This is a genomic window from Gluconobacter sp. ESL1110 (assembly GCF_058107395.1).
In genome coordinates, this window is the sequence record NZ_JBYLUK010000007.1 from 657,912 (window position 1) to 684,316 (window position 26,405).

Sequence of the window (26,405 nt, forward strand, 5' to 3'; positions counted from 1 at the left end):
CTGTTTTACGAAAAGGCGCTGTTTTCTCTGACACAGAGTGTTATGCAGGCTGTCCTGTTTTATCCTGAGGGAATGAGACTGCCTTGCGTCGCGTATTAAGTCTGTTGGCCCTGCTAGCGGTAGGGATATGTGGTCTGGGAACCAGTGAGCCGTCTTTTGCGGCAGAAAGCCCTGCGGTGGCTTCTGCCAATGATACGGCAACGCTGGTCACGGACAGGGATGCCGTTGGTCCGGATCAGAAGCTGCGGGTTGGGTTGAGACTTCAGCTCAAGCCCGGCTGGCACACATACTGGCTCAATCCCGGCGATGCAGGCGACACACCGACACTCGATGTGACGGCGCAGGGCAGCGCGACCGGCAAGACATCCACGATTCACTGGCCGATGCCTGTGCGTCTGAGCGAGGGCGGTCTTATGTCCTACGCTTATGTCGGAGATGTGTTGCTGCCTGCCGATCTGGCCCTGCAGGGGACAGGACCAACGACGCTGCACGCCCATGCTGAATGGCTTGTCTGCGCGGAAGTCTGCATTCCCGAAAGTGGTGACTTCACGTTAAATCTTCCCGCTGCGGAAGGGGCAGCCCCTGCTGGGGCACAGGCGGGTCTGTTTCAGGCTGTTGATGCGAAGATGCCAATTCCGTCTCCGTTCGAGGCGAAAGTGTCTGCGGATGGACTTTTGACGCTGGAGGGCAAGGGCCTGTCTCCTGCGGCGGTTTCCGATGCGTGGTTCCTGCCTGCTGAGGGAGGGGTAATCGATCAGGTCGTCTCTCAGCCTTTCAAGGTGAAAGACGGGCTGCTGTCCTTGCAGTTGAAATTCCTGAAGACGGCTCATCGTGATCAGCCCCTTAAAGGGTTGGTCGTTCTGAAAGATGAGGCGGGACAGGAAAGTCCGATCGAAATTTCAGCAAGTCAAACAGTTGGTGTGGTTGCGGCCGTTCCGACCACTTCATCCGCGCCTGTTTCTGCGGATGCCGTTCCGACAGGCGCAGGTTGGTTCCGGGTTCTGGCTTTTGCTTTTGTCGGTGGCCTAATCCTGAACCTCATGCCCTGTGTTTTCCCGGTTCTGGCCATGAAAGCCCTGTCTCTGGCCAGAATGGGCGGAGTAGGACGTAGTGTGCATCTTCAGAGTGCTTTCTTTTACACGCTGGGCGTAACGGGGGCGTTTGCTGCTCTTGGAATCGTCATGATCGGGCTGCGCATTGCGGGGTCTGCGGCCGGGTGGGGTTTCCAGTTCCAGTCTGCCGGGTTTGTGGTGGGTGTTTGCTGGTTGCTGTTCGGCATGGCGCTCAATCTGCTGGGCGTTTTTGAAATCAGTGCAGGGCGTCTGGCGCAGTTGCATCCTCATGGCGCAGGTCATGCGAGTGATATGCTGACAGGCCTTCTGGCTGTGATTGTTGCAACACCTTGTACCGCACCATTTATGGGCGTTGCCATTGCAGGAGCCCTGGGCGGACCGCCTTTGATGGGGCTTCTCGTGTTCCTGTCGATGGGGCTTGGTTTGGCCGCGCCTTATGTTCTTGTGGCGAGCGTTCCGGGGTTGGCCTCCCGGATGCCGAAGCCGGGGGCCTGGATGGGTGTGTTGAAACAGGCTTTGGCCTTCCCGCTGCTTGCGACCTGTGTGTGGCTTCTGTGGGTTGCGACGATCGAGCGTGGCACGAATTTCGTTGTGGTTGCTGGCGGTGGGTTGGTGCTGCTGGGTTTTGCCGCCTGGATTTATGGAATGGGGCAGCATCGGGCGATGCGTGAAGGTGGGCGCGGAACGGTGCTGTTCTGCCGGGTTGTGGCTGTACTGTGCATGGTTGTCTGCGGGGGTGTTCTGGCGCGGAGTCTGGCCGAGCCGGTTTCCGCTGCTTCGACGACAATGACTTCTGCGGATAATCTTATTCAGCCGTTTTCGGACAAGGTCCTTGCTGATCTGAGAGCTGATGGAAAGCCTGTCTTTGTGGATATGACAGCGTCCTGGTGCATTACCTGTATGGTGAACGAGCGTGTTGCTTTGGATACTGCATCCGTTCGTCAGGCGTTTTCCGAACGGCATGTTGCTTATCTCAAAGGAGACTGGACGAACCGGGATGCCGGTATTTCGGCCTATCTGAAGGCTCATGGACGGGATGGCGTGCCGCTATATGTCTACTATCCGCCAAAGCATGGTGCGGAAGTTGTTCTGCCCCAGATCCTGACGCCGCGTATGGTTCTGGATATTATTGGTCACTGATTGCTCGGTTGGGATCAGTAACGGGAAAAGCCCTGCTTTCTTCGGGAGCAGGGCTTTTTTGTGGTTTAGCGGTTGGTGTGACGCGGGTCGTCCTGCGGGTTGACGTAGGTCATGGTGAATGGACCTGTGCCAGAGACCTGCACGATGGCCCCCTGGGTTCCGGCTTTCAGGGCGTGTGGGACATTGGGAGGCAGATGGACGAAACCGCCTGCCGTTAGAACCTTGTCCTGATCTGTTGTGATCGCTGGACCGATATAGTGGTGGATACTGCCGCCGATAACAGTCAGCATTTCGTCCATATTGTGGGTATGGGGCGGGATGACAGAGCCTGCCGGGATCATGACGCGCAGGGTGAATGGTCCGGCTTTGTCAGCGGAGCCATAGAGGAAAGACATGCGCGTTCCGCTTGGGAACATGGGCGGTGCTGGTTGCCAAGCTACGGCGTCGGCGCCCGGAATGATGCGAACGTCGTTGCCCGTCTGCGCGAGGGCGGAGCCTCCTGCCAGAGTACAGATCAAGGCTGCGGCAGAGAGTGTCCTGAAGGAAAACATTGTCTGTTCCTCATGTATGCTGGCGTGTGCCTGTCGCTCCTAACGCGGAGGCTGACCTGCCGTTCAGCGTGATGAGGTGTTATGTTTCCAATGGCGCCAGGAATGTTTTTTCGACCTCGGCAATGACCAACCGTGCGGCGCCGGAAAGCTGGCGGGCCTGATCGACGCAAAGAGCGAGCGTCAGGGGGGAGACATCCCGGTTAGAAATGGGAACGAACGCCAGTTCGCCGCTTGTTACTTCTTTCATGACGTCCAGCATGCTGAGAATTCCCAATCCCACACCTTCCAGAACCAGAGACTTGATCATCTGGATATTGTCGGACGCGGCGACCGGTTGAACGCTGACATTGCTGTCGATTTCCAGAATTTCGATTTGTCTTTGCAGGGCGAGTGGCTGCTGAGGCATGACCATCGGATATTCTGCACAGATGCTAAATCGTGCGCTTTTTTGTTGAGCGACCGGATGATCTGGCAGGCATATGAAGCCTAGCGGGTAGTCGATATGGGTTCGAACCAGCAGGCCACGGGCCTGTGTGGGGTTGAGGAGGAGTGCGAAGTCCACTTCTCCACTGATGAGTGCCTGTTGAATGACAGCGTTGTCCAGAACATGCGTGCAGATTGTAATGCCGGGGTGGCTTTTGCGCAGGTCTTTCAGGATGCGCGGGAGGAAGCCGGTCGTCAGAGCATCTGGGAGGGCAATATCGACCTGGCCACGTCTTAATCCGCGCATATCTTCAAGCTGTGTGCGGACTTCCTGCATTTCCCGCATCCATTGCTTGCCGTTTGTATAGAGAAGCTCGCCGGCGGCTGTCAGGCGCAGGCCGCTGGGCAGGCGCTCGAAAAGCGGGGTGCCGAGAGCTTCCTCACCGTGAAGGATCTGCCGGTCGATGGCAGATGCCGCGATCCGGAGATGTTCGGAGGCCTTCCGGATCGAGCCGTATTGGGCAACGGACAGGAAGTAACGGAGGAAGCGTGAAAAAACCGGCATGGAGATACGCTCTTTTTTCGAGAACGGCAGGGACGTTTTTCTGAGATATACGAGAATACCCCTCTATGAAACACTTCAGAGAGGCAGGTGAATCCTGTCATTTTGACACAGGAAGAAACTCTGGTCATTCCTTATGAAAGACCACGATCCTGTGCCTGTTCTTTAGGATAAGAGATTCATGACCCTTCCCCCCTCCCCGACTGACGGCCTGGTCACCCTTTCGGCGCAGGTTCATGAGGATCTGGCAAAGATCAGGTATGCGACGGGAAACTGGAATATTCCGGTTCAGAAATATGGGGAAGACGTTCTGGACGTTGCCATTATCGGCGGCGGCCAGGGCGGTCAGACGACCTGTTTCGGGTTGCGTCGTCAGGGTGTGACGAATGTGCAGATTTTCGAGCGGGCATCGAAGGGTGGGGAAGGCCCGTGGGTGACGTTTGCCCGGATGATTACGCTACGGACGCCAAAACACGTCACGGGGCCGGATCTGGGTATTCCCAATCTGACGCCGCAGTCCTGGTATGAAGCGCGGTATGGCAAGGAGGCCTGGCAGTCGCTCGACAAGATTTCGCGGCACGACTGGCAGTCTTATCTGGACTGGGTGCGTGACACGCTTGAGCTGCCAGTCGTCAACGACCAGGAACTGGTGCATGTGGAGTGGACGGACGGCCTGCTGCGTCTGACATTCCGGAATGTTGCCGGTGTCGAGACGAAGCGCTGGGCGCGTCGGATGGTTCTGGCTACGGGGATTGATGGTGGTGGCACATGGTTTGTCCCGCCGTTTATTTCGAAGAACCTTCCGAAGTCGGTTTATGCTCATACGCATGAAGATATTGATTTCGCAGCCCTGAAGGGTAAGCGGATCGGCGTTCTGGGTGCTGGTGCGTCTGCTTTTGACAATGCTGCGACGGCGTTGGAATCCGGTGTGGGGCGTGTGGATCTGTGTCTGCGCCGTACGAAGATTCCAGCGATCAACCCGTATCGCTGGATGGAAAATGCAGGCTTTCTTGCACATTTTTCAGAACTGCCGGACCTGACCCGCTGGCGCTTCATGCGCTGCATCTACAATCTGAACCAGCCGCCGCCGCAGGATACGTTCTGGCGCTGCCGCAAGCATGAGAATTTCGCTTTCCATCCGGGTGCGCCCTGGACGTCTGCGCGGATGGACGGTGACGAGGTCGTGGTGGAAACACCCAATGGCGAGATGCGCTTCGACTTCCTTATTATCGGAACAGGCTTCTCGATTGATCTGAAGCACCGTCCGGAGACACAGGATTTTGCAGATTCCGTGATGCTGTGGAGCGATCATTTTACGCCGCCGGAAGGAGAGGAAAGCACGCTTCTGTCCAGCCATCCGTATCTGGGCCAGCGTTTCCAGTTTTTGCCAAAAGATCCGGCCGATCCGAAGGCACCGATGCTGGCGGCAATCTACAACTTTACGTTTGCATCCATGCCCAGCATGGGTCTTTCAGGGGCGTCCATCAGTGGTATGCGCTTTGGCGTTGAGAAGCTGACACGCGGTATTGCGCGTGATCTGTTTGTTGAGGATGGCGAGAAGCATCTGGAGAGTCTGCTGTCCTATGACACGGAAGAACTGATTAGCCTTGATCCGCCAACGGTTTGATGAGGCAGCACAGATGAGCACGAATACCTATCCCCGTGACATGATTGGTTATGGCCGAACGCCGCCTGATCCGAAGTGGCCAAATGGTGCAAGGATCGCGGTTCAGTTCGTCATCAACTATGAAGAGGGTGCTGAAAACTCGGTTCTGCATGGAGATGCAGGGTCTGAGGCTTTCTTGTCTGAAATGGTCGGGACGAAATCCATCGTTGGCGCGCGTTGTGCGCAGATGGAAAGCCTTTACGAGTACGGGAGTCGCGCTGGATTCTGGCGTTTGCATCGCTTGTTTGAAAAGGCTGGCATGACCACAACCGTGTTCGGTGTTGCCAAGGCTTTGGCGCGCAATCCGGATGCGGTGGCGGCCATGAAGGAAAGCGGCTGGGAAATTGCCACGCACGGTCTGCGCTGGATTGATTATCAGGATTTCCCGGAAGACGTGGAGCGCGAGCATATCCGTGAGGCGATTGCGCTTCATACCGAAGTGGTCGGGGAGCGTCCGTTGGGGTGGTATCAGGGCCGTACCAGCCCGAACACTGCCCGCCTAGTCGTGGAAGACGGCGGCTTTGTTTACGATGCCGATTCTTATGCGGATGATCTGCCGTACTATGATCGTACCCATGGCAAGCCGCAGTTGATCGTGCCTTACACGCTTGATGCAAATGACATGAAGTTTGCGGCGCTCAATGGTTTTACCGAGGGCGAGCAGTTCTTCCGGTATCTGCGGGATGCGTTTGACATGCTGTATGCGGAAGGGGGGCGTATGATGTCCATTGGGTTGCATTGCCGCCTGGCCGGTAAGCCTGCGCGTGCACTGGCGCTTCAGCGTTTTCTGGAACATGTGGCGTCCCATGAGGATGTCTGGGTTGCGTCCCGGCTTGATATTGCCCGGCACTGGATGAGTGTGCATCCGGCATGAAGATTTCTGATGTGAATGGTCTGACGCCGGATGTTTTCGTCCAGACGTTTGGTGGACTTTACGAGCATTCGCCCTGGGTGGCTGAAGGGGCTCTGGCAGCGCGGCCATTTGCGGATGTGGACGCCATGCTTGCGACGTTTTCTGACGTTGTGCGGAATGCGGGCGAGGAGGCTCAGTTGGCACTGGTTCGGGCGCATCCTGAGCTTGGGCATCGTGCGGGGATTGATCCGGATCTGACGGCGGAGTCTGCATCCGAGCAGGCCTCTGCCGGGCTGGATCGTCTGACGCCTGCGGAGTACGAGCGGTTCAAGACGCTGAATGCGACCTATGGGAAGGCGTTCTTGATGCCGTTTGTGATCTGCGTGCGCAAAGTTGCAGCGCCGGGTCAGGTGGCCAAGACGGTCATCATGGATGAAATGGAACGTCGTCTGGGCGGGACGCCCGAGGCGGAACTGAAAGAGGCTCTCTCGCAGATTGATGCGATTGCAGGGTTGAGACTGAAAGATCTGGTGACATCATGAGCTCATTATCCACGCATATTCTGGATACGGTTTCGGGTCGTCCGGCGGCTGGGGTGGCTTTCCGTCTTTTTCAGGAAGACGCTGTTCTTTTCGAAGGCGTGACGGACCACGATGGGCGCTGTCCTGCTTTGCGGGAGATCCCGCTGGAGCGCGGCACCTATCGTCTGGAGTTCGAGATTGGTGCGTATTTCCGGGCGGCGGGGCATGTGCTGTCTGATCCGCCTTTTCTGGATGTTGTCCCGATTGTGTTCGGTCTGGGGGAGGGCGTGCATGCGCATGTTCCTCTGCTTGCTGCGCCATACGGATATTCCACCTACCGTGGAAGTTGAGATCTGATGGCCTCTGATTCTTCTGCGGTGCATCCGGTTGATGAGAAGCTTCCGCTCTGGCGTCTGGGGGCTTATGGTTTCCAGCATATTCTTGCGTTTTATTCAGCAGCGGTGATTGTGCCGATCCTTGTGGCGGGGGCTTTGCATTTGCCACAGGAAACGCTGATTCATCTGATTGATGCGGACCTTTTTACCTGTGGGATTGCGTCTCTGTTGCAGTCTGTCGGGTTTGGTCCGGTGGGTGTTCGTTTGCCTCTGTTGCAGGGAGTAACGTTTACGGCGGTTGGGCCGATGATCGCCATTGGCTCTGCTGTTGGTGGTGGAACACCAGGGCTGCTGTCGATCTATGGGGCTGTCATAGTTGCGGGTATTGTGACGCTGCTGCTAGCGCCGCATTTTGCAAAACTTGTTCGATTTTTTCCGCCTGTGGTGACGGGGTCGATCATTCTCGTGATTGGTCTGGCGCTTCTTCCGGTAGCCGCGAATGACATCGTATCCGGCCATGGTCCGGGTCTGGTGCAGGATCGGGTTCCGCTACGGAGTTTATGCTACGGGTTGGGGACGTTGGCGAGCATTCTGGTCGTGCAACGTGTGTTCCGCGGATTTATTTCAACAATTGCCGTGTTGATCGGGCTTTGTGTAGGGACGTTGGCAGCCTGGCTGATGGGGGATGCGCATTTTGGGGGTGTAGCGTCTGCGCCGCTCGTGTCCATTACGCAGCCGTTTTTTTTCGGGACGCCGGTTTTCCATATCGTACCTATCCTCTCCATGGTGATCGTTATGGTCATCACCATGGTGGAGACGATCGGCAATGTTTATGCGACGGGTGAAATCGTTGGGAAAACCATTACCCGCGAGGATATTGCGCGGACGCTGCGGGCTGATGGGATTGCAACGCTGCTAGGCGGGGTCTTCAATTCTTTTCCCTATACCTGCTTTGCGGAAAATGTCGGTCTGGTTCGGATGACGGGCGTAAAAAGTCGCTGGGTTGTGGCGTCTGCGGCTGTCATCATGATGCTGCTGGGGTGCCTGCCAAAGCTCGGGGCAATTGTGGCGGCTGTTCCATCACCTGTGCTGGGTGGCGCGGCGCTGGCGATGTTTGCGACGGTGGCGGTTGTTGGCGTGCAGACGCTGACGCGGGTGGATTTCAACCGTCAAAGCAATGTCATTATTGTTGGAACCAGTATCGGTCTTGGAATGTTGGCGACAGCGCAGCCCCATATTTCGGATACGTTCCCAGTCTGGGCACAGATCGTGTTCGGAAGCGGGATTACGCTTGGAGCACTGTCAGCGATTTTCCTGAATCTGCTGTTCAATGTTCGACGGACATTGGCCATTGATCCGGATGCTGAGATTGTTCCAGCAGACTTGCCGGATGAGCGTATTCTTATGGGATTGTCTGTTGAGGATTGAGAAAGGGGAGAACTCCGCTTTCTCAGGTGGCTTGGCCTGATTGTCGGCCGGGAATCAGTTCCGGATATGGAGTTTCTGTCCAGCGACATAGGTCGCCTGCACGCTTCGATCGTCGCCCAGCATGGTCAGGGCGAACAGAATGTCTGACAGGCTTTCGGCTGTCTGGGTTCGGATTTTTCCTAAAGGTGTGGCCGTAGGGTCAAACACGCAAAGGTCGGCATGCAGGCCGGGCCTGATGGCGCCGATCTGGTTGTCCAACCCAAGGGACTGGGCACCGCCTGCTGTGGCTAGCCAGAGACCCTGTGCGGGATGCAGCTTTGTTTCCAGGCCTTGCGCGACTTTATAGCCGTCTGACAGCACCTGAAGTAGCGACAGGGAAGGGCCCGCTCCTACGTCGCTTCCAAGCCCGATTTTGACGCGGCGTTCCGGTTTTAGGGCTTTGAACAGTGGAAAAGATCCACTTCCAAGGAATTGGTTCGAGCCTGGGCAATGAGCGATTGAACAGCCTGTATCATAACAGCGCTGAAAGTCCTTTTCATGAGCGTGTACGCCATGTGCCAGAATAGCGCGTGGGCGTAGCAGGCCAGCTTTATCGTATACATCCAGATAGGATGTCCGGTTTGGGAACAGTTCTTTAACCCATTTGATTTCAGACTGGTTTTCCAGCAGGTGGGTCTGCATGAACAGATCGGACTGTGTGGCCAGAAGCGAGCCTGCCAGCTCAAGTTGTTCAGGCGTGCTGGTCGGAGCAAAACGGGGCGTTACGGCGTAGAGCTGACGTCCACGACCATGCCAGCGTTCTATAAGGGCGGCGGACTGGTCGTAGCCTGACTGGGCTGTATCTCGCAGATTGTCCGGAGCATTCCGGTCCATCAGGACTTTCCCTGCGATCATGCAGGTATTGAGACGCTCGGATTCTTCGAAGAAGGCGTTTACGGACTCTGGGTGAACTGTGCAGTACACAGCTGCAGTCGTGGTGCCGACGCGAAGGAGCTCTTTCAGGAAGATTCGGGCGACTTTACGAGCATAGGTGATGTCGGCGTAACGGGCTTCGGCAGGGAAAACGTAGGTTTCCAACCATTCGAGAAGCTGCTCGCCATAGGAGGCGATGACAGGAAGCTGCGGGTAATGGACGTGAGTGTCCACCATCCCGGCGGAAATCAGACAGTCTGGATAATGATCGACCATGACATCATCTGGAAGTTGATCTTTCAGATCATTCCAGGCGCCTGCTGCAGTAATGATTCCGCCGGTACACAGGATCAGACCGTCAGACTGATAGGTAACAGCATCCATGGGGTCGACCGTGAACGGGTCTGCGTGGAATGTCAGGAAAGGGCCGCGGATGGCAGTATGATCGGTCATAATGGTTCTCCTATTGCACAGCATTTCAGATCAGGAAACGATTGCGAGGGAGTCGGGTGATTTCATGTGATGGCCTGGATATTGTGCAGGGGTATTCCAGTTTCCTTGGATATGGTTTTCTGAAACAAATGAATTGGTATCGGATATTTATTTTTTTAGAGCAGGTTCTTTTGACGTTGCAGTACAAAAAATGAATTTTCTGTTGTGAAATTTCCAGTCATTTTAAGGGGGCCTTGACTGATGCCTGATGTGCTTCCTGTGCCTGCGGAGATGTCGGCACTTACGTCTTCAGCTGTAAACGTTCTCTCTGTAGGCGGAGCGGCAGAGAAAAGTCCGTATTTTGCAGTGTCTCCTGTTCCGGTCGTCGAAGGTGGTCAGGGCGTGCGCTTTGACTTCAATGATGGGGCGCGGGTTATGGTGCCTGACATTGTCCCTGAGGTTGGTCAGTGGCACGTCCGGTTGTCGGACTATGCTACGGGAAATATTCTGTTCGATGCCCGCCTCAAGGGCGGCATAGTCGCCTCGACCAAGAAGTTTTTCGTCCCCTTTCTGATTGATGTCTGGTTGGAAAAGCCGGATGGCAGCCGTGAAGACGTGCTGCATCATGAACTGTCTCTGGAGGGGAAGCATGTGCTGGTGCAGCTTCCTGTTGGAACGCTTGGCGATACCATTGCCTGGTTGCCTGCGGTTCTGCGACTGGCGCAGGAAAGTGGCGCCAAGGTGACGTGTTCTGTTGCGGACGTGATCCTACCGCTCGTCAAGGAAGCTAACCCGGACATCACGCTTGTGGGTCATGATGAGGCCAAGGCGAACAAGGATTTCACGGCGGGGTTCTACGCCAGCTATAATATCGGCCTGTTCTTTACAGACACCGAGTTCACGCATCAGCCGACGGATTTCCGTCATGTCGGCCTGCATCGGACGGCGGCCTATATTCTGGGGGTTAATCCCTGGGATGACACTCCGCCACCCATCACGATTCAGGATGGCGATACGCCTCCCATCGAGGGACCGTATGTTGTCATTGCCACGCAGGCCAGTACGCAGTGCAAATACTGGAACAATCCGGCAGGCTGGCAGGAGGTCATCGCGTTTCTGAAGGCTTCAGGGTATCGCGTGATCTGTATTGATCAGAAGACGTTTCATGGGACGGGGTATGTGTACAATCATATTCCTCATGGAGCCGAGGATGAGACGGGCAACCGGCCTCTGTCGGAGCGCGCGCGCTGGCTGAAACATGCCAGTTTCTTTATCGGCCTTTCCAGCGGTCTGGCATGGCTGGCGCATGCGGCAGGGACGCCGGTTGTGATGATTTCCGGTTTCACGCATCCGGACAACGAATTTGCCACGCCGTACCGCATCATCAATTGGCACACCTGCAATTCCTGCTGGAATGACCCGAAGCATCAGTTCGATCATCAGGATTTCTTCTGGTGCCCACGGCATAAAGGGACTGACAGGCAGTTTGAATGTACCCGTTTGATTACCGGGGCTCAGGTCATTCATACTCTCAAGCGTCTTATCAAGGATGAGGGGTTGCCGATGATGGAAACGGCTGTCTGACCGCGACAATCAGGAGTTTTCTGGAATTGAAGGCGGGAGCCTGATATTGGCAGGGCGTATTGTCACCTGATCGTGGGTTTGCCTGCGGTCGCAGAGCTGGATGGTCGCCTCCCGTGTCTGATGTCCTTCCGCCGATCCGTATCGTCGCGCTTTATAATTTTACGCCGTTCGAGGATGTTTCCGCTTTGCGGGAGCCTTTACAGCAGGTGTGCGAACAGGAGGGGATCAAAGGTATTCTATTGCTGGCCCCGGAAGGCATTAATGGCACCATTGCGGGTTCTGATGAGGGCATGGAGCGTGTGCTGGAGCATATCCGCGCTCTGCCGGGTTGTGAGGAATTGGAGATCAAGGAATCCCGGGCTCCCGAACTGCCATTCCGGCGCATGAAGGTACGGCTCAAGAAAGAGATCGTCACCATGGGGCAGCCGAATATCGATCCTCGCAAGGATGTTGGGCAGTATCTTGATCCTGCTGAATGGAATGCGTTGATCTCCGATCCGGAGACAATCATCATTGATACGCGCAATGATTATGAAGTGGCGATTGGGACGTTCAAGGGAGCGGAAGATCCCAAGACGCGGTCATTCCGTGAGTTCCCCGAGTGGTTCCGCAATCGGCGCAAAGAGCTTGAGGCAAAGGGCAAGGTGCCGAAGATTGCCATGTTCTGCACGGGTGGTATTCGCTGTGAGAAATCCACGTCTTTTGTGAAGGCCGAAGGGCTGGATGAAGTTTATCATCTCAAGGGCGGCATTCTGAAATATCTGGAGACCGTTCCTGAAGAAGAAAGCCTCTGGGAAGGCGAATGCTTTGTGTTCGATCAGCGTGTTTCGGTGAAGCATGGTCTGGAAATCGGCAGTTACGATGTCTGTCATGCCTGCCGTCGTCCTGTCAGTGAGAAGGACAAGGCGTCTCCGCTGTTCGTACAGGGCGTGTCCTGCCCGCATTGTCATAATGAGCGTACGGAAGAACAACGCCAGCGCTATGCTTCGCGTGAACGTCAGGAGATGCTGGCGCGTAAGCGAGGGAAAGAACATCTGGGGTCCTGAGGCTATTCCAGGAATGACAAACCGTTAGAGCTGCGAAAAAGGTGGGGGAATGACTTGACCTGCCCGCGCTTCTGCTGATTTTTCTGAAGTCGTAATGAAAACGGCTGAGGCGGTGTGATGGTGAAGATGTTTCGTTGGGCTGGACTGGTTTGTGCCGGAATGATGGCGCTTCCCGCCGTAGCATTTGCACAGAAGCCCTGGCCTGTCCGGGTTGTGGTTGTGACGACCTTCGAGAAGGGGGCGGATACCGGCGATCAGTCAGGGGAGCTTCAGCTCTGGGCCGAGCGGGAACATTTGACGGAACATGTGGCGTTTCCGGGGGGCGTACATGATATTCTCACCAATCCGGAACATACCGAAATTGCGATTGTGACGGGGATGACGCTGGTGAATGCCGGGCCATCTATTATGGCGCTGGGCATGGACCCGCGGTTTGATCTGACGAAAGCGTACTGGCTGGTGACCGGTATTGCCGGGGCTGATCCACAGGTCATGTCCGTTGGGTCAGCAGCGTGGGCGCGGTATGTTGTGAATGATGTGGCGCAGTCCATCGATATGCGTGAAGTGCCGAAAGACTGGCCTTACGGCGTTTACGCGGCTGGCGCGGTGCGGCCTGGAACGCTTGAGGGGTCGGATCAGGAGCATGGGCCGAATGCTGGATATCCGATTGTCTTTCCGCTGAATGCTGGGCTTTCGCACTGGGCGTGGGAGCGCACGCAGACGGTGAAGCTTATGGATACGCCGGAGATGCGGGCTTATTCCAAGGGATGGGCCGAGTATCCAGCGGCGGTGAAAGCGCCTTCCGTTATTCAGGGAGACAGTTTTGCGTCTGATCTCTACTGGCATGGGCATTATCTGAACCAGTACGCGCGGGACTGGGTGAAGATGTTCACGAACGCTCAGGGCGTGTTCGCCATGAGTAACATGGAGGATTCCGCGATTGCATCAGCGATGGTGCGTCTGGACCGGATGAAGAAAGCAGATTTCCAGCGATTGATGGTTCTCCGGACGGCGTCCAACTACACGCTGCCGCCAAAGGGGCGGAAGGCGTATGAGACTGTGTCGGAAGAGTATTCGGGCGATGGTCTGCCAGCTTATGAAGCAGCATGGCGTGTGGGAAGTGTTGTCGTGCATGAACTGGCGGGACACTGGTCGGTCTATGAAGACCATGTTCCGGGTCATGTTCCCTGATGCAGGATACGGGCGTGCAGGGGGAGCAGGATCTGGCATTTCCGGTCAGTGGGAGGATTGCATTCCGCTATGCCGCGATTGGGCTTCTGCTCTCTGTCCCTCTGCATATCTTGATCGACTGGGCTGGGTGGCAGCCTGAACATTCTGACACCGATCTTAATCCAGTCGCGCTGGTTCTATCAGCCGTTTTGCTGGCGCCTGTTGTCGAGACCCTTCTGAACTTCTGGATTCCCATTTGGGTCGTAGACAAACTGTTTGGCGGCAAAGCTTTTGCGCCCGGTTTGGCGTGGATTGCGTGTGTGGGCCCATTACGGTGGGGCTCATTTTCATCGCAGTTTTCTGACCGCGCTTTGTACGGGCGTAGTTGGTGGAACCTGCCTTTATCTCTGCTACCGGCGTGCCGAGGTGACAGAAGGGGTTAGTCCGTTCTGGACTACGGCCCTTTGTCATGGCGTCTTCAATGGGCTTGTGTTTCTGACGGCTGGGCTATTGATGGTGCTCGGGGTGGGGTAATCGGCTCTTTCCCGTGGGAGCGAGCCGGACCAGTCCCATCATGCAGGCGTTTTCGTCTTTTTTGGTCGGCCTCGGGTTGGCTTCTCTGCTGTCGGTTTGGTTTTGGCTTTTCGGGGCGGTAGAGCGTCGATCATGTTCTGAGCCGTAATGACTGCGGTTGTGACGCGTGGCTGGCGGACGTCAGGCGCGTTCAGGAGGGGGGCGAGGAAGCGCCCAGTGTGACTGGCTTTGCAGGCCGCGATATCTTCCGGTGTTCCGGCTGCAACGATATTGCCACCACCGTCTCCACCTTCCGGTCCGATGTCGATCAGCCAGTCTGCCGTTTTGATGACTTCCAGATTGTGTTCGATGACCAGAACGGTATTGCCCTGATCGACGAGTGCGTGGAGTACTTCAAGCAGCTTGCGAACGTCTTCCGTATGCAGGCCGGTCGTTGGCTCATCGAGGATGTAGAGCGTGCGGCCGGTTGCGCGTTTGGCGAGTTCCTTGGAAAGTTTGACGCGCTGGGCCTCACCGCCTGAAAGCGTAGTTGCCTGCTGGCCGAGAGCGACGTAACCGAGGCCAACCTGCTGGAGAATGGCCAGACGATCACGGATTTTCGGGACGGCCTGGAAGAAGGGGAGCGCCTCGTCCACAGTCATGGCCAGCACGTCTGCGATGGAGTTGCCGCGGAACTTCACTTCCAGTGTTTCACGGTTGTAACGCGCGCCTTTACAGGTGTCACAGGTGACGAACACGTCCGGCAGGAAGTGCATTTCGATTTTCAGGACGCCATCGCCCTGACAGGCTTCGCAACGGCCGCCCTTCACATTGAAGGAGAAGCGGCCGGGTTTGTAGCCGCGCGCTTTGGATTCCGGCAGTTCGGCGAACCAGTCTCGGATAGGGGCAAACAGGTCCGTATAGGTGGCGGGATTGGAGCGCGGTGTACGCCCGATGGGCGACTGGTCGATCTCGATAATCTTGTCGAGATTGTCCACGCCTTCCAGACGGTCATAGGGTAACGGGGACTGGCTCGACTTCATGAGCTGTCTGGATAGGGCCTTGTAGAGCGTATCAACAACCAGCGTAGATTTGCCGCCGCCTGATACGCCCGTTACGGCAATGAATGTGCCGAGTGGGAAATCGACGGTCAGGTCTTTGAGGTTGTTGCCCTTGGCGCCGACGAGAGTGAGCGTTTTGTCAGATGTGCGACGGTTTTCCGGGACGGGGATGAACTTTCGGCCTGATAGGTAGGCGCCCGTCAGGCTGTCCTTGTTCTTGGCCACTTCTTTGGGGGTGCCTGTGGCGATGACGTTTCCGCCCCGCGTGCCGGCACCCGGCCCCATGTCGATCAGGTAGTCGGCAGCCCGGATGGCGTCCTCGTCATGTTCGACGACGATGACCGTGTTCCCGAGGCGCTTGAGGCGTTCCAGTGTGCCGAGAAGGCGCTCGTTGTCGCGTTGGTGCAGCCCGATGGAAGGTTCGTCCAGCACATATAGGACACCGGTCAGGCCGGAGCCGATCTGGGAAGCCAGACGGATGCGCTGGCTTTCACCGCCGGACAGCGTGGCCGATCCTCGGGAAAGCGTCAGGTAGTCCAGACCCACATCATCGAGGAAGTGCAGGCGGTCCGTAATTTCGCGGAGGATGCGGCGGGCGATTTCGGCCCGCTGAGGTGTCAGGGTTGCTTCGACGCCTGAGAACCAGTCGAGTGCCTTGCGGATCTGCATGTCCGAGGCTTCGGCGATGTTCAGGTCATTGACCTTCACGCAGAGTGCTTCTGGTTTCAGGCGCGCGCCATGGCAGACGTGACAGGGTTTTTCGGACTGGTAGCGCGACAGTTCTTCCCGCACCCACATGCTGTCCGTCTGGGCCATGCGGCGGCGGAGGTTTTTCAGCACGCCTTCGAAAGGCTTGGTTACGGTGTGGACTTTGTTGCCATCGCGATAGGGAATGGCAATCGCTTCTTTGGAACCGTTGAGGATCAGGTCGCGCGTTTCGGCTTTCAGGTCGCTCCATGGTGTATTCATGGTGTCGCCGCAGTGACGGGCGAGGGCGGCAAGCGTCTGGTCGTACCAATCGGTGCTGGCGCCTTTCCATGGGGCAATGGCGCCTTCGGCAAGTGTCAGGCTGTCATCCGGGACGATCAGATTGGCATCAAAATGCGTTTCTGTTCCGATACCATCGCAGGTTGGGCATGCGCCCATTGGCGCGTTGAAGGAGAACAGGCGTGGCTCGATCTCTTCAATCGTAAAGCCTGAGACCGGGCAGGCGAAGCGGGACGAGAAAACGATGTGGGCCGGGGCGGCCTTGTCGTCAGCGCGTTTGACTTCCTCGGCGTAGGCGAGACCATCGGAGAGTTCGAGGGCGGTTTCAAAGCTGTCAGCCAGGCGGGATTCCAGATCGGGTTTGACGACGATCCGGTCCACAACCACTTCCACGTTGTGGCGGGTTTTGCGGTTCAGTTCCGGGGCTTCGGCGATTTCGTAAAGCTCACCGTCTATTTTGACGCGGGTGAAGCCCTTGCGGGACAGTTCTGCGAGCTCGCGTTTGCAATCGCCTTTCCGGTCCCGGACGACCGGAGCGAGCAGCATCAGGCGCATGCCTTCCGGGAGCGACATGACCCGATCCACCATCTGGCTGACGGTCTGGGCTTCGATGGGCAGGCCAGTGGCAGGAGAATAGGGAATACCCACGCGCGCCCAGAGCAGACGCATATAGTCGTGGATCTCCGTGATCGTACCGACGGTCGAGCGGGGGTTTTTTGAAGTGGTTTTCTGCTCGATCGAGATGGCGGGGGAGAGCCCTTCGATGGAGTCCACGTCTGGTTTGCCCATCAGTTCGAGGAACTGGCGGGCATAGGCCGAGAGGCTTTCAACGTAGCGGCGCTGGCCTTCTGCGTAGATTGTATCGAACGCGAGCGAAGATTTCCCCGAGCCGGACAGGCCCGTGATGATCGTGAGCGAGTCACGAGGGATTGTGACGTCGATATTCTTGAGGTTGTGGGCGCGTGCGCCACGGACACGGATCGAATGATTGTCTGGAAAGCTCACGAAGACCCCGGGATGTGCAGAAAAGGCAATTGTGTTCGCAACGCGCCTGAACGGTGCTAGATCACTTTATAGATGGGTTTTCACGCCCTATATGAAAAGAACAATTCGAGAAAATTGGTTGGTACGGAATGGCAGGTAGCGTCAACAAGGTGATTCTGGTCGGGAATCTGGGCAAGGACCCGGAAGTCCGGAACACGCAGTCAGGCTCGAAGATCGTCAATCTGACGATTGCGACGTCCGAAACATGGAACGATCGTCAGAGCGGTGAGCGCAAGGAGCGCACCGAATGGCATCGTGTCGTGATCTTCAATGATCGTCTGGGCGATGTGGCAGAGCGTTTTCTGCGCAAGGGCCGCAAGGTCTATCTGGAAGGCGAACTGCGGACCCGGAAGTGGACCGATCAGTCAGGCCAGGAGCGTTACACGACTGAAGTGACGATCGATCGTTTCCGCGGTGAACTGGTGCTGCTGGATAGCAATCGCAGTGGCGGCGACGAGGGTGGCTTCGACGGAGGCGGCTCGTCTTACGGCGGTGGAAACAGCAACGGAGGCGGCTTTGGTGGCGGCAACCGGGGCGGTGGCTTCGGCGGCGGTAATGATGGCGGCCGTTCAGGTGGGTCGTCTGGCGGTGGTAACCGGGGTGGTGGCTGGGATGCGCCGCCGGATAACGATCTGGATGACGAAATCCCGTTCTGAGGGATGCGTTTGGAACCGGGCTGGCATGTCAGTCCGGTTTTTTTGTATCTGGTGCGTACGTTCAGAGGGTCAGATGGAAGAACTGGTTGAATTCGGAAGCCTCGTAGTCGCCGAAAGCTTCGCCGGGTTGGAAGCCTCGGGTTTGATACAGGGCTAGAGCGGGGTCAAAGGACGGCCCACGTCCTGTCTCAAGACTGAGTGTTTTCAGCTCTCCAGAGCGCGCTCTGTGGATAAGGTGATCCAGCAGAGTACTGGCGACGCCCTGTCTCAGAAAGTCAGGATGTGTGCGCATGGATTTGAGCTCGCCTGCCTGATCGTTCAGGCGTTTGAGTGCGCCGATTCCGGCTACGCGATCCTGTCGATGGACAGTCCAGACTTCGATTTCAGGTGCCATGAGGCCTGACAGGTCAAGGGCGAAGACGTGTCCGGCTGGGGTGTTTTCGTGCATTCCTGCGAGGTGAAGGGCCAGAAGGTCACGCGTTTGCGGGTTGGAAAAATCGGCGGGATGGAGAGTGAATGTCGGGGTCATGATGCGCTTGTCTGTTCAATTGCGGTCGGCGTCAGGATGACAAGTTTATACCCTGTGTGTTCTGCGGGGGTGAGAGTTATCTGTTCGTAGTTCAACACTCCACGGACTGGATGCTGGAAGCTGCGTTGGCCGCCTTCTCTGGGGAGAACACGCTGGTCCTGCCAGAAATGGAGAAACTCCTGGCTTTCAGCCTGAAGGGCAGAGGTCAGGGACTGAAACGCCGTGGTTCTGGCAAGGTGGGCTGTGTCAGCGCGGAATTCTGCGAGCAGGCGTCTTGAGCGGTCGGGCCAGTTCGTCAGGAATGTTTTCGCCTCAGGGTTCAGGAAAACATATCGGAGCTGGTTGGGCTCAGGGCTGTCCATCCAGCCTGTGAAGAGGTCTCTGGCAGGATCATTGGCACTCAGAACATTCCAGAGCGGGTCAAGCAGGTATGCCGGGCTTTTGATTTGTTTGGGCAGGTTCAGCAATGCGTTTGGCGTTGCGACTGAAGGGGTGATCTGGTGCGGATCGCGGAGTTCAGCAAGCGTGAAAAGATAACGCCTTTCTGTGGAAGACATTTGCAGGGCTGTGGCAATGCGCGACAGGCTCGCTGGAGAGCAAGTGACATCCCGGCCCTGTTCCAGCCATGTGTACCAGGTCGTGCTGATGCCGCAGAGTTGGGCGGCTTCTTCGCGCCGTAACCCAGGTGTTCGTCTGCGGTGAGGAATAACGAGAAGCCCGGCCTGTGATGGCGAGAGCTTTTCCCGTTGTGTGCGAAGAAACTGACCAAGGGTCTGGCGGCGATCTGTTGGCATAGTACAATTTATACCATGATAAATTAGGATCTTATACCACGCCTGGAATGTGGAAAGGGTGTTTTCAGAAGGAGAACAGTCGATGACGAAGCAGGCTGGGCAGTTTGCTGCCTCACACTATGAGGCGAGAGCCTCGGCTTATGTTGAAAGTACGGTTCACAGTCAGGGTGCTGATCTGGACGCCATTGTTCAGGCCGTTCAGGGACGAAGGCTTGAGCATGTTCTGGATCTCGGATGCGGGGGTGGTCATGTAAGCTATGCTGTGGCGCCTCATGTCGGGCGGGTTATGGCTTGTGACATTACACTGGGCATGTTGCAGGTTGTGCAGGATGAGGCATCCAGGCGTGGGTTGAGCAATATCGAAGTTCGTCACGCTTCGGCGGAAAATCTGCCGTTCGAAGATTGCGCATTTGATGCGGTGCTCTGTCGTTTTACGGCTCATCACTGGGATGGCTTTGAAGCAGGATTGCGTGAGGCTCGGCGGGTTCTGAAGCCCGGTGGTCTGGCAGTGTTTGTTGATGTGACGGCACCTGAAGACGCTGTTTCTGATAGCTGGCTTCAGACATTGGAACTCATGCGGGATATTTCGCATGTGCGGGATTACTCCATTGGGGAGTGGGTGAGCGCGCTGGGGCGGTCCGGCTTTTTGGTGAAGGGACTGACGCGCAGTCGTTTAAGGATGGCTTTTGAAAGCTGGGTCGCGCGGACGCAGACGCCTGTAGAACGCGTGGACGGGATCCGTTCGCTTCAGCGTGGGGCACCGGCCGTGGTTAAGGAACGGCTGGGGCTAGAAGAAGACGGCAGTTTCCTGCTGGACGTGACCGTTTTCACGGGAAGCAGGCCGTAATGGGGTAGGTGTGGCATGTGGGCGGCGCATGGGCTATGCTGTGCGGACTGTATTTTAGCGTGGTGGACCTGTCTTGACCGAGCTGAACGAGCCGACTGATCTTGTACCTTCCGATCGTCTTCCGGTGACGATCGAGGAGGAGATGCGCTCCTCCTATCTGGCCTATGCGATGTCGGTGATCGTCTCGCGCGCCCTGCCGGATGTGCGTGATGGCCTGAAACCTGTCCATCGCCGCATTCTGTATGCGATGCGCGAGAGTGGCTTTACGTCTGACAAGCCATACCGCAAGTCTGCCCGTGCGGTCGGTGACGTGATGGGTAAATACCATCCGCACGGTGACAGCTCGATTTACGATGCCATGGTTCGTATGGCGCAGCATTGGTCGATGCGCGTCAAGCTGATTGATGGTCAGGGTAACTTCGGTTCGGTCGATGGCGATAGCCCGGCCGCCATGCGTTATACCGAAGCCCGTCTGGCCAAGTCTGCGTCGTTCCTGCTTGATGATATTGAGCGGGATACGGTTGATTTCCAGCCGAACTACGATGAGAGCGAGCATGAGCCGAAGGTTCTGCCGGCGACATTCCCCAACCTTCTGGTGAATGGTGCTTCGGGTATCGCAGTCGGTATGGCTACGAACATCCCGACGCATAACCCTGGCGAAGTCATTGATGCTACGCTGGCGATGATTGCCAATCCGGCGATTGAGCTGGATGAGCTGATGCAGATCATTCCCGGTCCGGATTTCCCGACCGGCGGCATCATCATGGGCCGAAGCGGTATCCGTAAGGCGTTCGAGACGGGGCGTGGGTCTGTACCGGTTCGTGCGCGTGCTGAGATCGAAGAGATCCGCAAGGATCGTCAGGCGATCATCATCACGGAAATCCCGTATCAGGTGAACAAGGCGACGCTTCAGGAGAAGATTGCCGATCTCGTCCGCGCCAAGGAAATCGAAGGCATTTCCGATATCCGCGACGAGAGTGACCGTTCGGGAATGCGCGTTGTCATTGAGCTGAAGCGCGATGCGACACCGGAAGTCGTGCTGAACCAGCTCTATCGTTTCACGCAGCTACAGACGTCCTTCAGCGTCAATATGTTGGCGCTGGATGAAGGCAAGCCGCGCACGATGGGTCTGAAGGACGTTCTGGAGGCCTTTATCCGCTTCCGTGAAGACGTCATTCTGCGTCGTGCCCGGTTCGATCTGAACAAGGTTCGTGATCGTGGCCATTTGCTGGTCGGTCTTGTTCTGGCCGTCGCCAATATTGATGAAGTCATTGCATTGATCCGTTCCGCACCGGATGCGGCGACGGCGCGTGAACTTCTCATGGCGCGTGAGTGGGATGCCAGCGAAGTTGTGCCTCTGCTGGAGCTGATCCAGGACGAAGGCAATATCATCTTTGATGGCAAGGTTCGCCTTACGGAAGCTCAGGCTCGTGGTATTCTGGAGCTGCGTCTGCAGCGCCTGACCGGTCTGGAACGTGAGAAGATCCAAGGTGAACTGAGCGAAGTTGCTGCCAAGATTGGTGAGCTGCTTGAGATCATCGGGAGCCATATCCGCCGCATGGAAGTCATGCGCGATGAGCTTCTGGCGGCTCGTGCAGAAATTGCGACCCCGCGGATGTCGGAAATTTCCGATGCGCTGGGCGATCAGTCTGACGAGAGCCTGATTGAGCCGGGTCAGATGGTTGTGACCATCACGCGTGACGGCTTCATCAAGCGGACGCCGCTTGAGATGTTCCGCTCACAGAACCGCGGTGGCCGTGGTCGTACGGCTTCCGGCCGTCGTGGTGATGACGTCATTATCCGTAGTTTCAATGCCCATACTCATCAGTGGGTTCTGTTCTTCTCTTCGGGCGGAAAGGCGTATCGCACCAAGGTCTGGCATTTGCCGGAAGCCTCTCCGACGTCCAAGGGCCGCGCACTGGTCAATCTGCTGCCGGAACTGGGTTCGGACGCCATTACGGCAGTTCTGCCGCTGCCGCAGGATGAGGAGCTGTGGGAAGACCTGCACCTTACCTTCGCGACGGCTAGCGGTAATGTGCGCCGTAACCGCCTGAACGATTTCCGGAATATCCGGGCATCCGGTCTGATTGCGATGAAGCTGGATGAGGGTGATTCCCTTATCGGTGTGGCGACGTGTCGTGAAGGTCAGGACGTGTTCCTGGCGACGAAGAACGCCCGCTGTATCCGTTTCCAGATCACGGATGACACGCTGCGTGTGTTTGCCGGTCGTGGCAGCTCGGGTGTGCGCGGTATTCGTCTGGGGGACGGGGATGCCGTGATTTCGCTGTGTATTCTCAACCATGTGGATGCGAGCGTTGAAGAGCGTGCTGCGTATCTGCGGATGGCCAATGCGAAGCGTCGTGCTGAGAATGCAGCGCTTGCTGAGGGTACCGAAGAAGATGTGGTGTCCGGTGACGAAGAAACGGTAGAGGTCGCTGGCGATCTGACGCAGGAGCGTTTCGAGGAGCTGGAGCAGCAGGAAGAAATTCTTCTAACCGTAACAGATGGCGGGTTTGGTCGGCGTTCTTCTGCCTATGATTATCGTGTGTCGGGCCGTGGCGGTCAGGGCATCACGAACATGACCTTCTCGGCCAATCGTCGTGGCAAGGAAGTGGTTGGGACCCTTCCGACGCTGGATGGCACGGACGTCATGCTGGTGACGGATACGGGCCGTCTGATCCGTCTGCCGGTGTCTCAGGTGCGTGTCATGGCGCGTCAGGCCAGTGGTGTGACGTTGTTCCGACTGAATGACACCGAGACGGTTATCTGTGTCTTCCCTGTTGTGGAAGATGATGGTGAAGAAGGCGATCTGATCGAAGGGGATGTCGTGGCTACACCGGACGGTACAGTGCCTGTTGAGGGTGCGACGACGGATGGTGAAGCTTCTGAGGGTGATGCAAGCCCTGATGCCTGAGAGGCAGACTGATCCGCGTGTCGGGTTTTATCCCGGCACGTTTGATCCGGTGACGTTCGGTCATCTGGATATTATCGATCGTGCGTCTGCTCTTTTTGATCGCCTGCTGGTTGGTGTGGCGGTCAATGAGGGCAAGCACCCGCTTCTGACGTTGGAAGAGCGTCTGGAGATGATGCGGCATGAGGTTTTGAAACTGCCTCATGCTGACCGGATCGAAGTTCTGGGGTTTGACACCCTGCTTGTTGCTGCGGTGCGTAAGGCAGGTGCAGGAACGGTTGTGCGTGGTCTTCGGTCTGCGGGTGATTTCGATTTTGAGAGCCAGCTTTCTGGGGCGTTGCGCCGATTGGCACCGGAGATCGAGACGGTTTTTCTGCTTTCTTCTGAGGGGCATCGCACGACGGCCAGCCGGATCGTGAAGGAAATTGCCCGGCTTGACGGCGATATTTCGTCTTTTGTCAGTGAAGATGTTGCAAGTCTCGTCTTGTCGAAACTGGGTCGAAGGGCGACATAGGAACCTTCATTGATTTCTGGAAGGTTCCAAGATGTCTGAGACCGCAGTACCCGACGGTAACAAGCTGGTTTTTGAACTCAAGAATGGCAAGGTCGTCATTGAGCTGCGCCCTGATCTGGCGCCGCTGGCTGTGGAGCGTCTGAAGCTTCTGGCAAGCGAAGGTTTTTATGATGGTGTGAAGTTCCATCGTGTGATCGAGGGCTTCATGGCTCAGGGTGGCGATCCGACCGGGACAGGCACGAGCGGCAGCAACTATCCGGACCTGAAGGCTGAGTTCACGGATAAGGCGAAGTTTGAGCGTGGTACGCTGGGGATGGCCCGCACGATGGCGCCGCACTCTGCAAACAGCCAGTTCTTCATCATGTTCCAGGATGTTCCGTCCCTGAACGGTCAGTACACGATTGCTGGCAAGGTGATTGAGGGCATGGAATACGTGGATCAGATCAAGCGTGGCGCTGGTTCGTCAGGAATGGTCAAGGATCCGGACACCATTGTTAAGGCCTACGTCGAAGCATAAGTTATGTAGTCTGTCTGTGCGTCTGGTACGTTCAGACAGACTCTTGTCCGCTTTTTGAGGTGCGAAGAACTGTCGCTCTTGCGGCATCGTGGGGATAGAGCGTCCCGCACTGAGCAGTGTAACGTTCAGAGAAGGCCTTGCGTTCAAGGCGCTCGCAGTAATCTAGATACTTGATCAGCGCACGTTCCGCGCGTGCAGTGCGGCCGTAAATGCGCTTGTAATGCTTCCAGAGCATCAGAGCGTTGACGGACCATGCATCGTAAACGTGTTCGTTCAGACGCTTGCGAATGGAAGATGGAAGCTGATCGAAAGCCTCCCAGTCGTTGCCATCAAATCGTTGCCAGATTTCATGTCTGAGAGTGCGATCATTGAAGGTCTGTGGGTTGACGGATGTTTGAGTTTTTGTGGGCATATGCTGTTTTGGGCTGATAAAACGACAAGATAATTATATGTTATAACATAACCAATAATTGTGTTAATGCTCTTTTCCTCTCGCTGGAGGTTGACCTTATAGTGGTTGTAGGGTAGCCATCCGCTCGGATGAACCGGTAGCTCAGTTGGTAGAGCATTCGACTTTTAATCGAATGGTCCTGGGTTCGAGTCCCAGCCGGTTCACCATCAGGTTCTTGTTCCTGAAAATAAGAGCGCTCTCTAAGAGAAAATCCCTGCGGATATTTTGTTGATCTGAAACAGGATATCACAGGTAATCCCGTTAGCGCTTTCAATTCGAATTGTTGATTATCTTTGTGGAATATAGAGGTTTTAGCACTATTTTGGCAGAATAGGGTTAGGACGTCTGTTGAGTATACATCTGCAATGAGGACAATGTTGTTGCGGTGAACGAGATATGCGCATCAACGATGGTTTGGCGCACTGCGGGCTGGGTTGAGGTGGTGATCTGGAGGGATCGAAGAACCATCAATTGATGTGCTTGGCCCGTGATTTCTGGGTTTTGGCGATTTGATTGACGGTTCTTTGGGGCGTTTTCTGTTTGCGTTTTGAGCAGATCGAGTGCTGTTTCCCGCTGGATGACTACGCGCTCGCGCTCAATCGTTCGAGGAAGAGAAAGCGGCGCATGTTGTAGACAATATTGGCCAGTCCGATCCTCATGGTGGCCCGGGTGATACCGACAGTTCGGATGAACAGTCCCGTCTGCGATTTCTGATCGGCAAAGACATGCTCGACACGAGATCGGATCACAGACTTTCCTGCATTGGATCTCTGGATATGCCGGGGCATCGGTTTGAGATGCGGTTTTTTTCTGTGAACCTTCGAAACAAATCCCTGCTTTTCCATGAAGTCTTCATTGGCTTTGGAGCGATACGCCGTGTCTGCCCAGACGCTTGAGGCCGTATTGGTGTTATCCAACAGCCCTTCTCGCAATCGCGCACCATCACTGGCGGCGGCATCTGTCGTCTTCCATTTCCGGATGAACCGGAACTTCCTGTCGATGGAGACATGGGACTTGTAGCCAAAGAACGGAATGGCCAGATCCGTTGTGGGGATCGTCCCGTCATCCTGACGCTTCGCCTTCGTGAACTTCAGTGTCCATCGTGCATGACGATCCTTATGCGACAGCTTTGCCGGCTTGTCCTGCCAGTCTTCGGGGGTACGTCCTGCCCGGAGGTCGGCTTTCTCAGCGTTCGTATTGCGCTGCTTTGGAGCGGCTACCAATGTTGCATCCAGGATCTGGCCCGACATCGGCAGATAGCCCGCGTTCCGCAGGGTCGCGTCAAACCGGTCAAACAGTCTTTCAATGGCCCCCGCCTGGGTCAGGCGTTCACGGAACAGCCAGACCGTTTTGGCATCAGGCACACGGTCCGACAGCCTCAGACCTAAAAAGCGCATGAAAGAGAGGCGGTCGTTGATCAGATATTCCGTCCGTTCATCAGACAAATTGTTCAGCGTCTGGATCACCAGGATCTTGAACATCAGTACCGGATCAAACGGCGGACGCCCGCCTTTACTGCCGTCTGAATAGGCCAAAGCCTGCTCCAGATCAGGGCGGAACACTTCAAAATCCACTGTCCGGGAGAACGCTTCGAGCTGATCGCCAAGCCCGCTCAAACGGGCAAGCCGCTCTTCAACATCAAAGAAACCAAGCTGTTTCATAGCGGCATTCCCTCAACCAAAACCAAAGAAAGGGAATCACATAGAAAGCATCAAAAACAGAGAGTTTTTCGAACCCTCCATCTTCTTTTTCGAAGGATATCTCAATGGCTTTCAAGGCTGCGAACTGTTAGCTGGTGGGGCGTCATAGACATGTCTGCGTGTCGAATGTTTCACGCTTTTAGGAAATGTGGATGGAGGGCAGGGGGAGGAACTCTGGTTGCTTC

22 protein-coding genes and 1 tRNA gene are annotated in these 26,405 nt (G+C 56.2%); 15 read left to right on the forward strand and 8 right to left on the reverse strand.

The annotated features are described in order from the left end of the window. Nucleotides 1–104 precede the first annotated feature (104 nt). On the forward strand, nucleotides 105–2,213 hold the full coding sequence (locus AC3B6F_RS07100) for a protein-disulfide reductase DsbD family protein (RefSeq protein ID WP_489824003.1): 2,109 nt from the start codon (nucleotides 105–107) through the stop codon (nucleotides 2,211–2,213). 65 nt (nucleotides 2,214–2,278) lie between these two features. Here AC3B6F_RS07100 and AC3B6F_RS07105 read toward each other — a convergent pair whose 3' ends face one another. Further along, on the reverse strand, nucleotides 2,279–2,764 hold the full coding sequence (locus tag AC3B6F_RS07105; protein ID WP_415573796.1) for a cupin domain-containing protein: 486 nt from the start codon (nucleotides 2,762–2,764) through the stop codon (nucleotides 2,279–2,281). A gap of 79 nt (nucleotides 2,765–2,843) precedes the next feature. Next, complete coding sequence (locus AC3B6F_RS07110; protein WP_211568001.1) at nucleotides 2,844–3,752, reverse strand: LysR family transcriptional regulator; 909 nt, start codon at nucleotides 3,750–3,752, stop codon at nucleotides 2,844–2,846. Between the two features lie 178 nt (nucleotides 3,753–3,930). Between AC3B6F_RS07110 and AC3B6F_RS07115 the strand changes: the two genes are divergently transcribed. Genes AC3B6F_RS07115 through AC3B6F_RS07135 form a run of 5 tightly spaced genes read left to right on the forward strand, consistent with a single transcriptional unit; the run spans nucleotide 3,931 to nucleotide 8,552 of the window. Continuing rightward, nucleotides 3,931–5,376 (forward strand): SidA/IucD/PvdA family monooxygenase, encoded by a 1,446-nt coding sequence (locus tag AC3B6F_RS07115; RefSeq protein ID WP_489823826.1) that lies wholly within the window; start codon nucleotides 3,931–3,933, stop codon nucleotides 5,374–5,376. A gap of 13 nt (nucleotides 5,377–5,389) precedes the next feature. Further along, nucleotides 5,390–6,289 carry an allantoinase PuuE gene (gene puuE / locus AC3B6F_RS07120; RefSeq protein WP_426066666.1) on the forward strand — a complete coding sequence of 300 codons (900 nt, stop codon included), beginning with the start codon at nucleotides 5,390–5,392 and terminating at the stop codon, nucleotides 6,287–6,289. Further along, nucleotides 6,286–6,810 (forward strand): 2-oxo-4-hydroxy-4-carboxy-5-ureidoimidazoline decarboxylase, encoded by a 525-nt coding sequence (gene uraD, locus AC3B6F_RS07125; RefSeq protein ID WP_489823827.1) that lies wholly within the window; start codon nucleotides 6,286–6,288, stop codon nucleotides 6,808–6,810. The genes puuE and uraD overlap by 4 nt, the downstream gene beginning before the upstream one ends. Continuing rightward, on the forward strand, nucleotides 6,807–7,139 hold the full coding sequence (gene uraH, locus AC3B6F_RS07130) for a hydroxyisourate hydrolase (protein ID WP_426066668.1): 333 nt from the start codon (nucleotides 6,807–6,809) through the stop codon (nucleotides 7,137–7,139). Before uraD ends, uraH begins: the two co-directional genes overlap by 4 nt. A 6-nt stretch (nucleotides 7,140–7,145) precedes the next feature. Further along, on the forward strand, nucleotides 7,146–8,552 hold the full coding sequence (locus AC3B6F_RS07135) for a nucleobase:cation symporter-2 family protein (protein WP_489823828.1): 1,407 nt from the start codon (nucleotides 7,146–7,148) through the stop codon (nucleotides 8,550–8,552). Between the two features lie 54 nt (nucleotides 8,553–8,606). Here AC3B6F_RS07135 and guaD read toward each other — a convergent pair whose 3' ends face one another. Then, the gene (gene guaD, locus AC3B6F_RS07140; protein WP_489823829.1) at nucleotides 8,607–9,917 is read right to left on the reverse strand and encodes a guanine deaminase; all 1,311 of its coding nucleotides are present in this window, start codon (nucleotides 9,915–9,917) and stop codon (nucleotides 8,607–8,609) included. Between the two features lie 240 nt (nucleotides 9,918–10,157). On the opposite strand from guaD, the gene AC3B6F_RS07145 reads away from it, so the two are divergent. The 3 genes from AC3B6F_RS07145 (at nucleotide 10,158) to AC3B6F_RS07155 (ending at nucleotide 13,717) form a co-directional block, all read left to right on the forward strand. Beyond that, nucleotides 10,158–11,480: an autotransporter strand-loop-strand O-heptosyltransferase gene (locus tag AC3B6F_RS07145; RefSeq protein WP_489823830.1), complete on the forward strand. Its 1,323-nt coding sequence runs from the start codon at nucleotides 10,158–10,160 to the stop codon at nucleotides 11,478–11,480. A gap of 113 nt (nucleotides 11,481–11,593) precedes the next feature. Beyond that, complete coding sequence (gene trhO, locus AC3B6F_RS07150; RefSeq protein WP_489823831.1) at nucleotides 11,594–12,526, forward strand: oxygen-dependent tRNA uridine(34) hydroxylase TrhO; 933 nt, start codon at nucleotides 11,594–11,596, stop codon at nucleotides 12,524–12,526. A 117-nt stretch (nucleotides 12,527–12,643) separates the two neighbouring features. Continuing rightward, the gene (locus tag AC3B6F_RS07155; RefSeq protein WP_489823832.1) at nucleotides 12,644–13,717 is read left to right on the forward strand and encodes a purine nucleoside permease; all 1,074 of its coding nucleotides are present in this window, start codon (nucleotides 12,644–12,646) and stop codon (nucleotides 13,715–13,717) included. Nucleotides 13,718–14,268: 551 nt separating this feature from the next. Here the strand turns inward: AC3B6F_RS07155 and uvrA are convergent. Beyond that, a complete protein-coding gene (gene uvrA / locus AC3B6F_RS07160; protein ID WP_489823833.1) occupies nucleotides 14,269–17,262 on the reverse strand; it encodes an excinuclease ABC subunit UvrA in 2,994 nt (997 codons plus the stop codon). A 128-nt stretch (nucleotides 17,263–17,390) separates the two neighbouring features. Between uvrA and ssb the strand changes: the two genes are divergently transcribed. Beyond that, entirely contained in the window at nucleotides 17,391–17,957 is a 567-nt protein-coding gene (gene ssb, locus AC3B6F_RS07165) for a single-stranded DNA-binding protein (protein ID WP_010503364.1), read from the forward strand. 61 nt (nucleotides 17,958–18,018) lie between these two features. On the opposite strand, the gene AC3B6F_RS07170 is transcribed toward ssb, so the two are convergent. Continuing rightward, entirely contained in the window at nucleotides 18,019–18,486 is a 468-nt protein-coding gene (locus AC3B6F_RS07170; RefSeq protein ID WP_489823834.1) for a GNAT family N-acetyltransferase, read from the reverse strand. After that, on the reverse strand, nucleotides 18,483–19,280 hold the full coding sequence (locus tag AC3B6F_RS07175; protein ID WP_489823835.1) for a helix-turn-helix transcriptional regulator: 798 nt from the start codon (nucleotides 19,278–19,280) through the stop codon (nucleotides 18,483–18,485). The genes AC3B6F_RS07170 and AC3B6F_RS07175 overlap by 4 nt, the downstream gene beginning before the upstream one ends. Before the next feature lie 82 nt (nucleotides 19,281–19,362). Here AC3B6F_RS07175 and AC3B6F_RS07180 point away from each other — a divergent pair, with 82 nt between their 5' ends. The 4 genes from AC3B6F_RS07180 (at nucleotide 19,363) to AC3B6F_RS07195 (ending at nucleotide 24,069) form a co-directional block, all read left to right on the forward strand. Then, nucleotides 19,363–20,127, forward strand: a complete 765-nt coding sequence (locus AC3B6F_RS07180) for a class I SAM-dependent methyltransferase (protein ID WP_489823836.1) — start codon at nucleotides 19,363–19,365, stop codon at nucleotides 20,125–20,127. A gap of 142 nt (nucleotides 20,128–20,269) precedes the next feature. Further along, nucleotides 20,270–23,041, forward strand: a complete 2,772-nt coding sequence (gene gyrA, locus AC3B6F_RS07185) for a DNA gyrase subunit A (protein ID WP_489824004.1) — start codon at nucleotides 20,270–20,272, stop codon at nucleotides 23,039–23,041. Then, nucleotides 23,034–23,552, forward strand: a complete 519-nt coding sequence (gene coaD, locus AC3B6F_RS07190; RefSeq protein ID WP_282858421.1) for a pantetheine-phosphate adenylyltransferase — start codon at nucleotides 23,034–23,036, stop codon at nucleotides 23,550–23,552. Before gyrA ends, coaD begins: the two co-directional genes overlap by 8 nt. Before the next feature lie 31 nt (nucleotides 23,553–23,583). Further along, nucleotides 23,584–24,069 (forward strand): peptidylprolyl isomerase, encoded by a 486-nt coding sequence (locus tag AC3B6F_RS07195; RefSeq protein ID WP_007281791.1) that lies wholly within the window; start codon nucleotides 23,584–23,586, stop codon nucleotides 24,067–24,069. A 31-nt stretch (nucleotides 24,070–24,100) separates the two neighbouring features. Here the strand turns inward: AC3B6F_RS07195 and AC3B6F_RS07200 are convergent, their stop codons facing one another. Then, nucleotides 24,101–24,481, reverse strand: coding sequence for a DUF6525 family protein (locus tag AC3B6F_RS07200; protein WP_489823837.1), 381 nt, complete (start codon nucleotides 24,479–24,481; stop codon nucleotides 24,101–24,103). Nucleotides 24,482–24,611: 130 nt separating this feature from the next. On the opposite strand from AC3B6F_RS07200, the gene AC3B6F_RS07205 reads away from it, so the two are divergent. Continuing rightward, nucleotides 24,612–24,687: transfer RNA gene (locus AC3B6F_RS07205), tRNA-Lys, on the forward strand. A gap of 414 nt (nucleotides 24,688–25,101) precedes the next feature. Here the strand turns inward: AC3B6F_RS07205 and AC3B6F_RS07210 are convergent. Next, entirely contained in the window at nucleotides 25,102–26,181 is a 1,080-nt protein-coding gene (locus AC3B6F_RS07210; RefSeq protein ID WP_489823012.1) for an IS5 family transposase, read from the reverse strand. Nucleotides 26,182–26,405 lie beyond the last annotated feature (224 nt).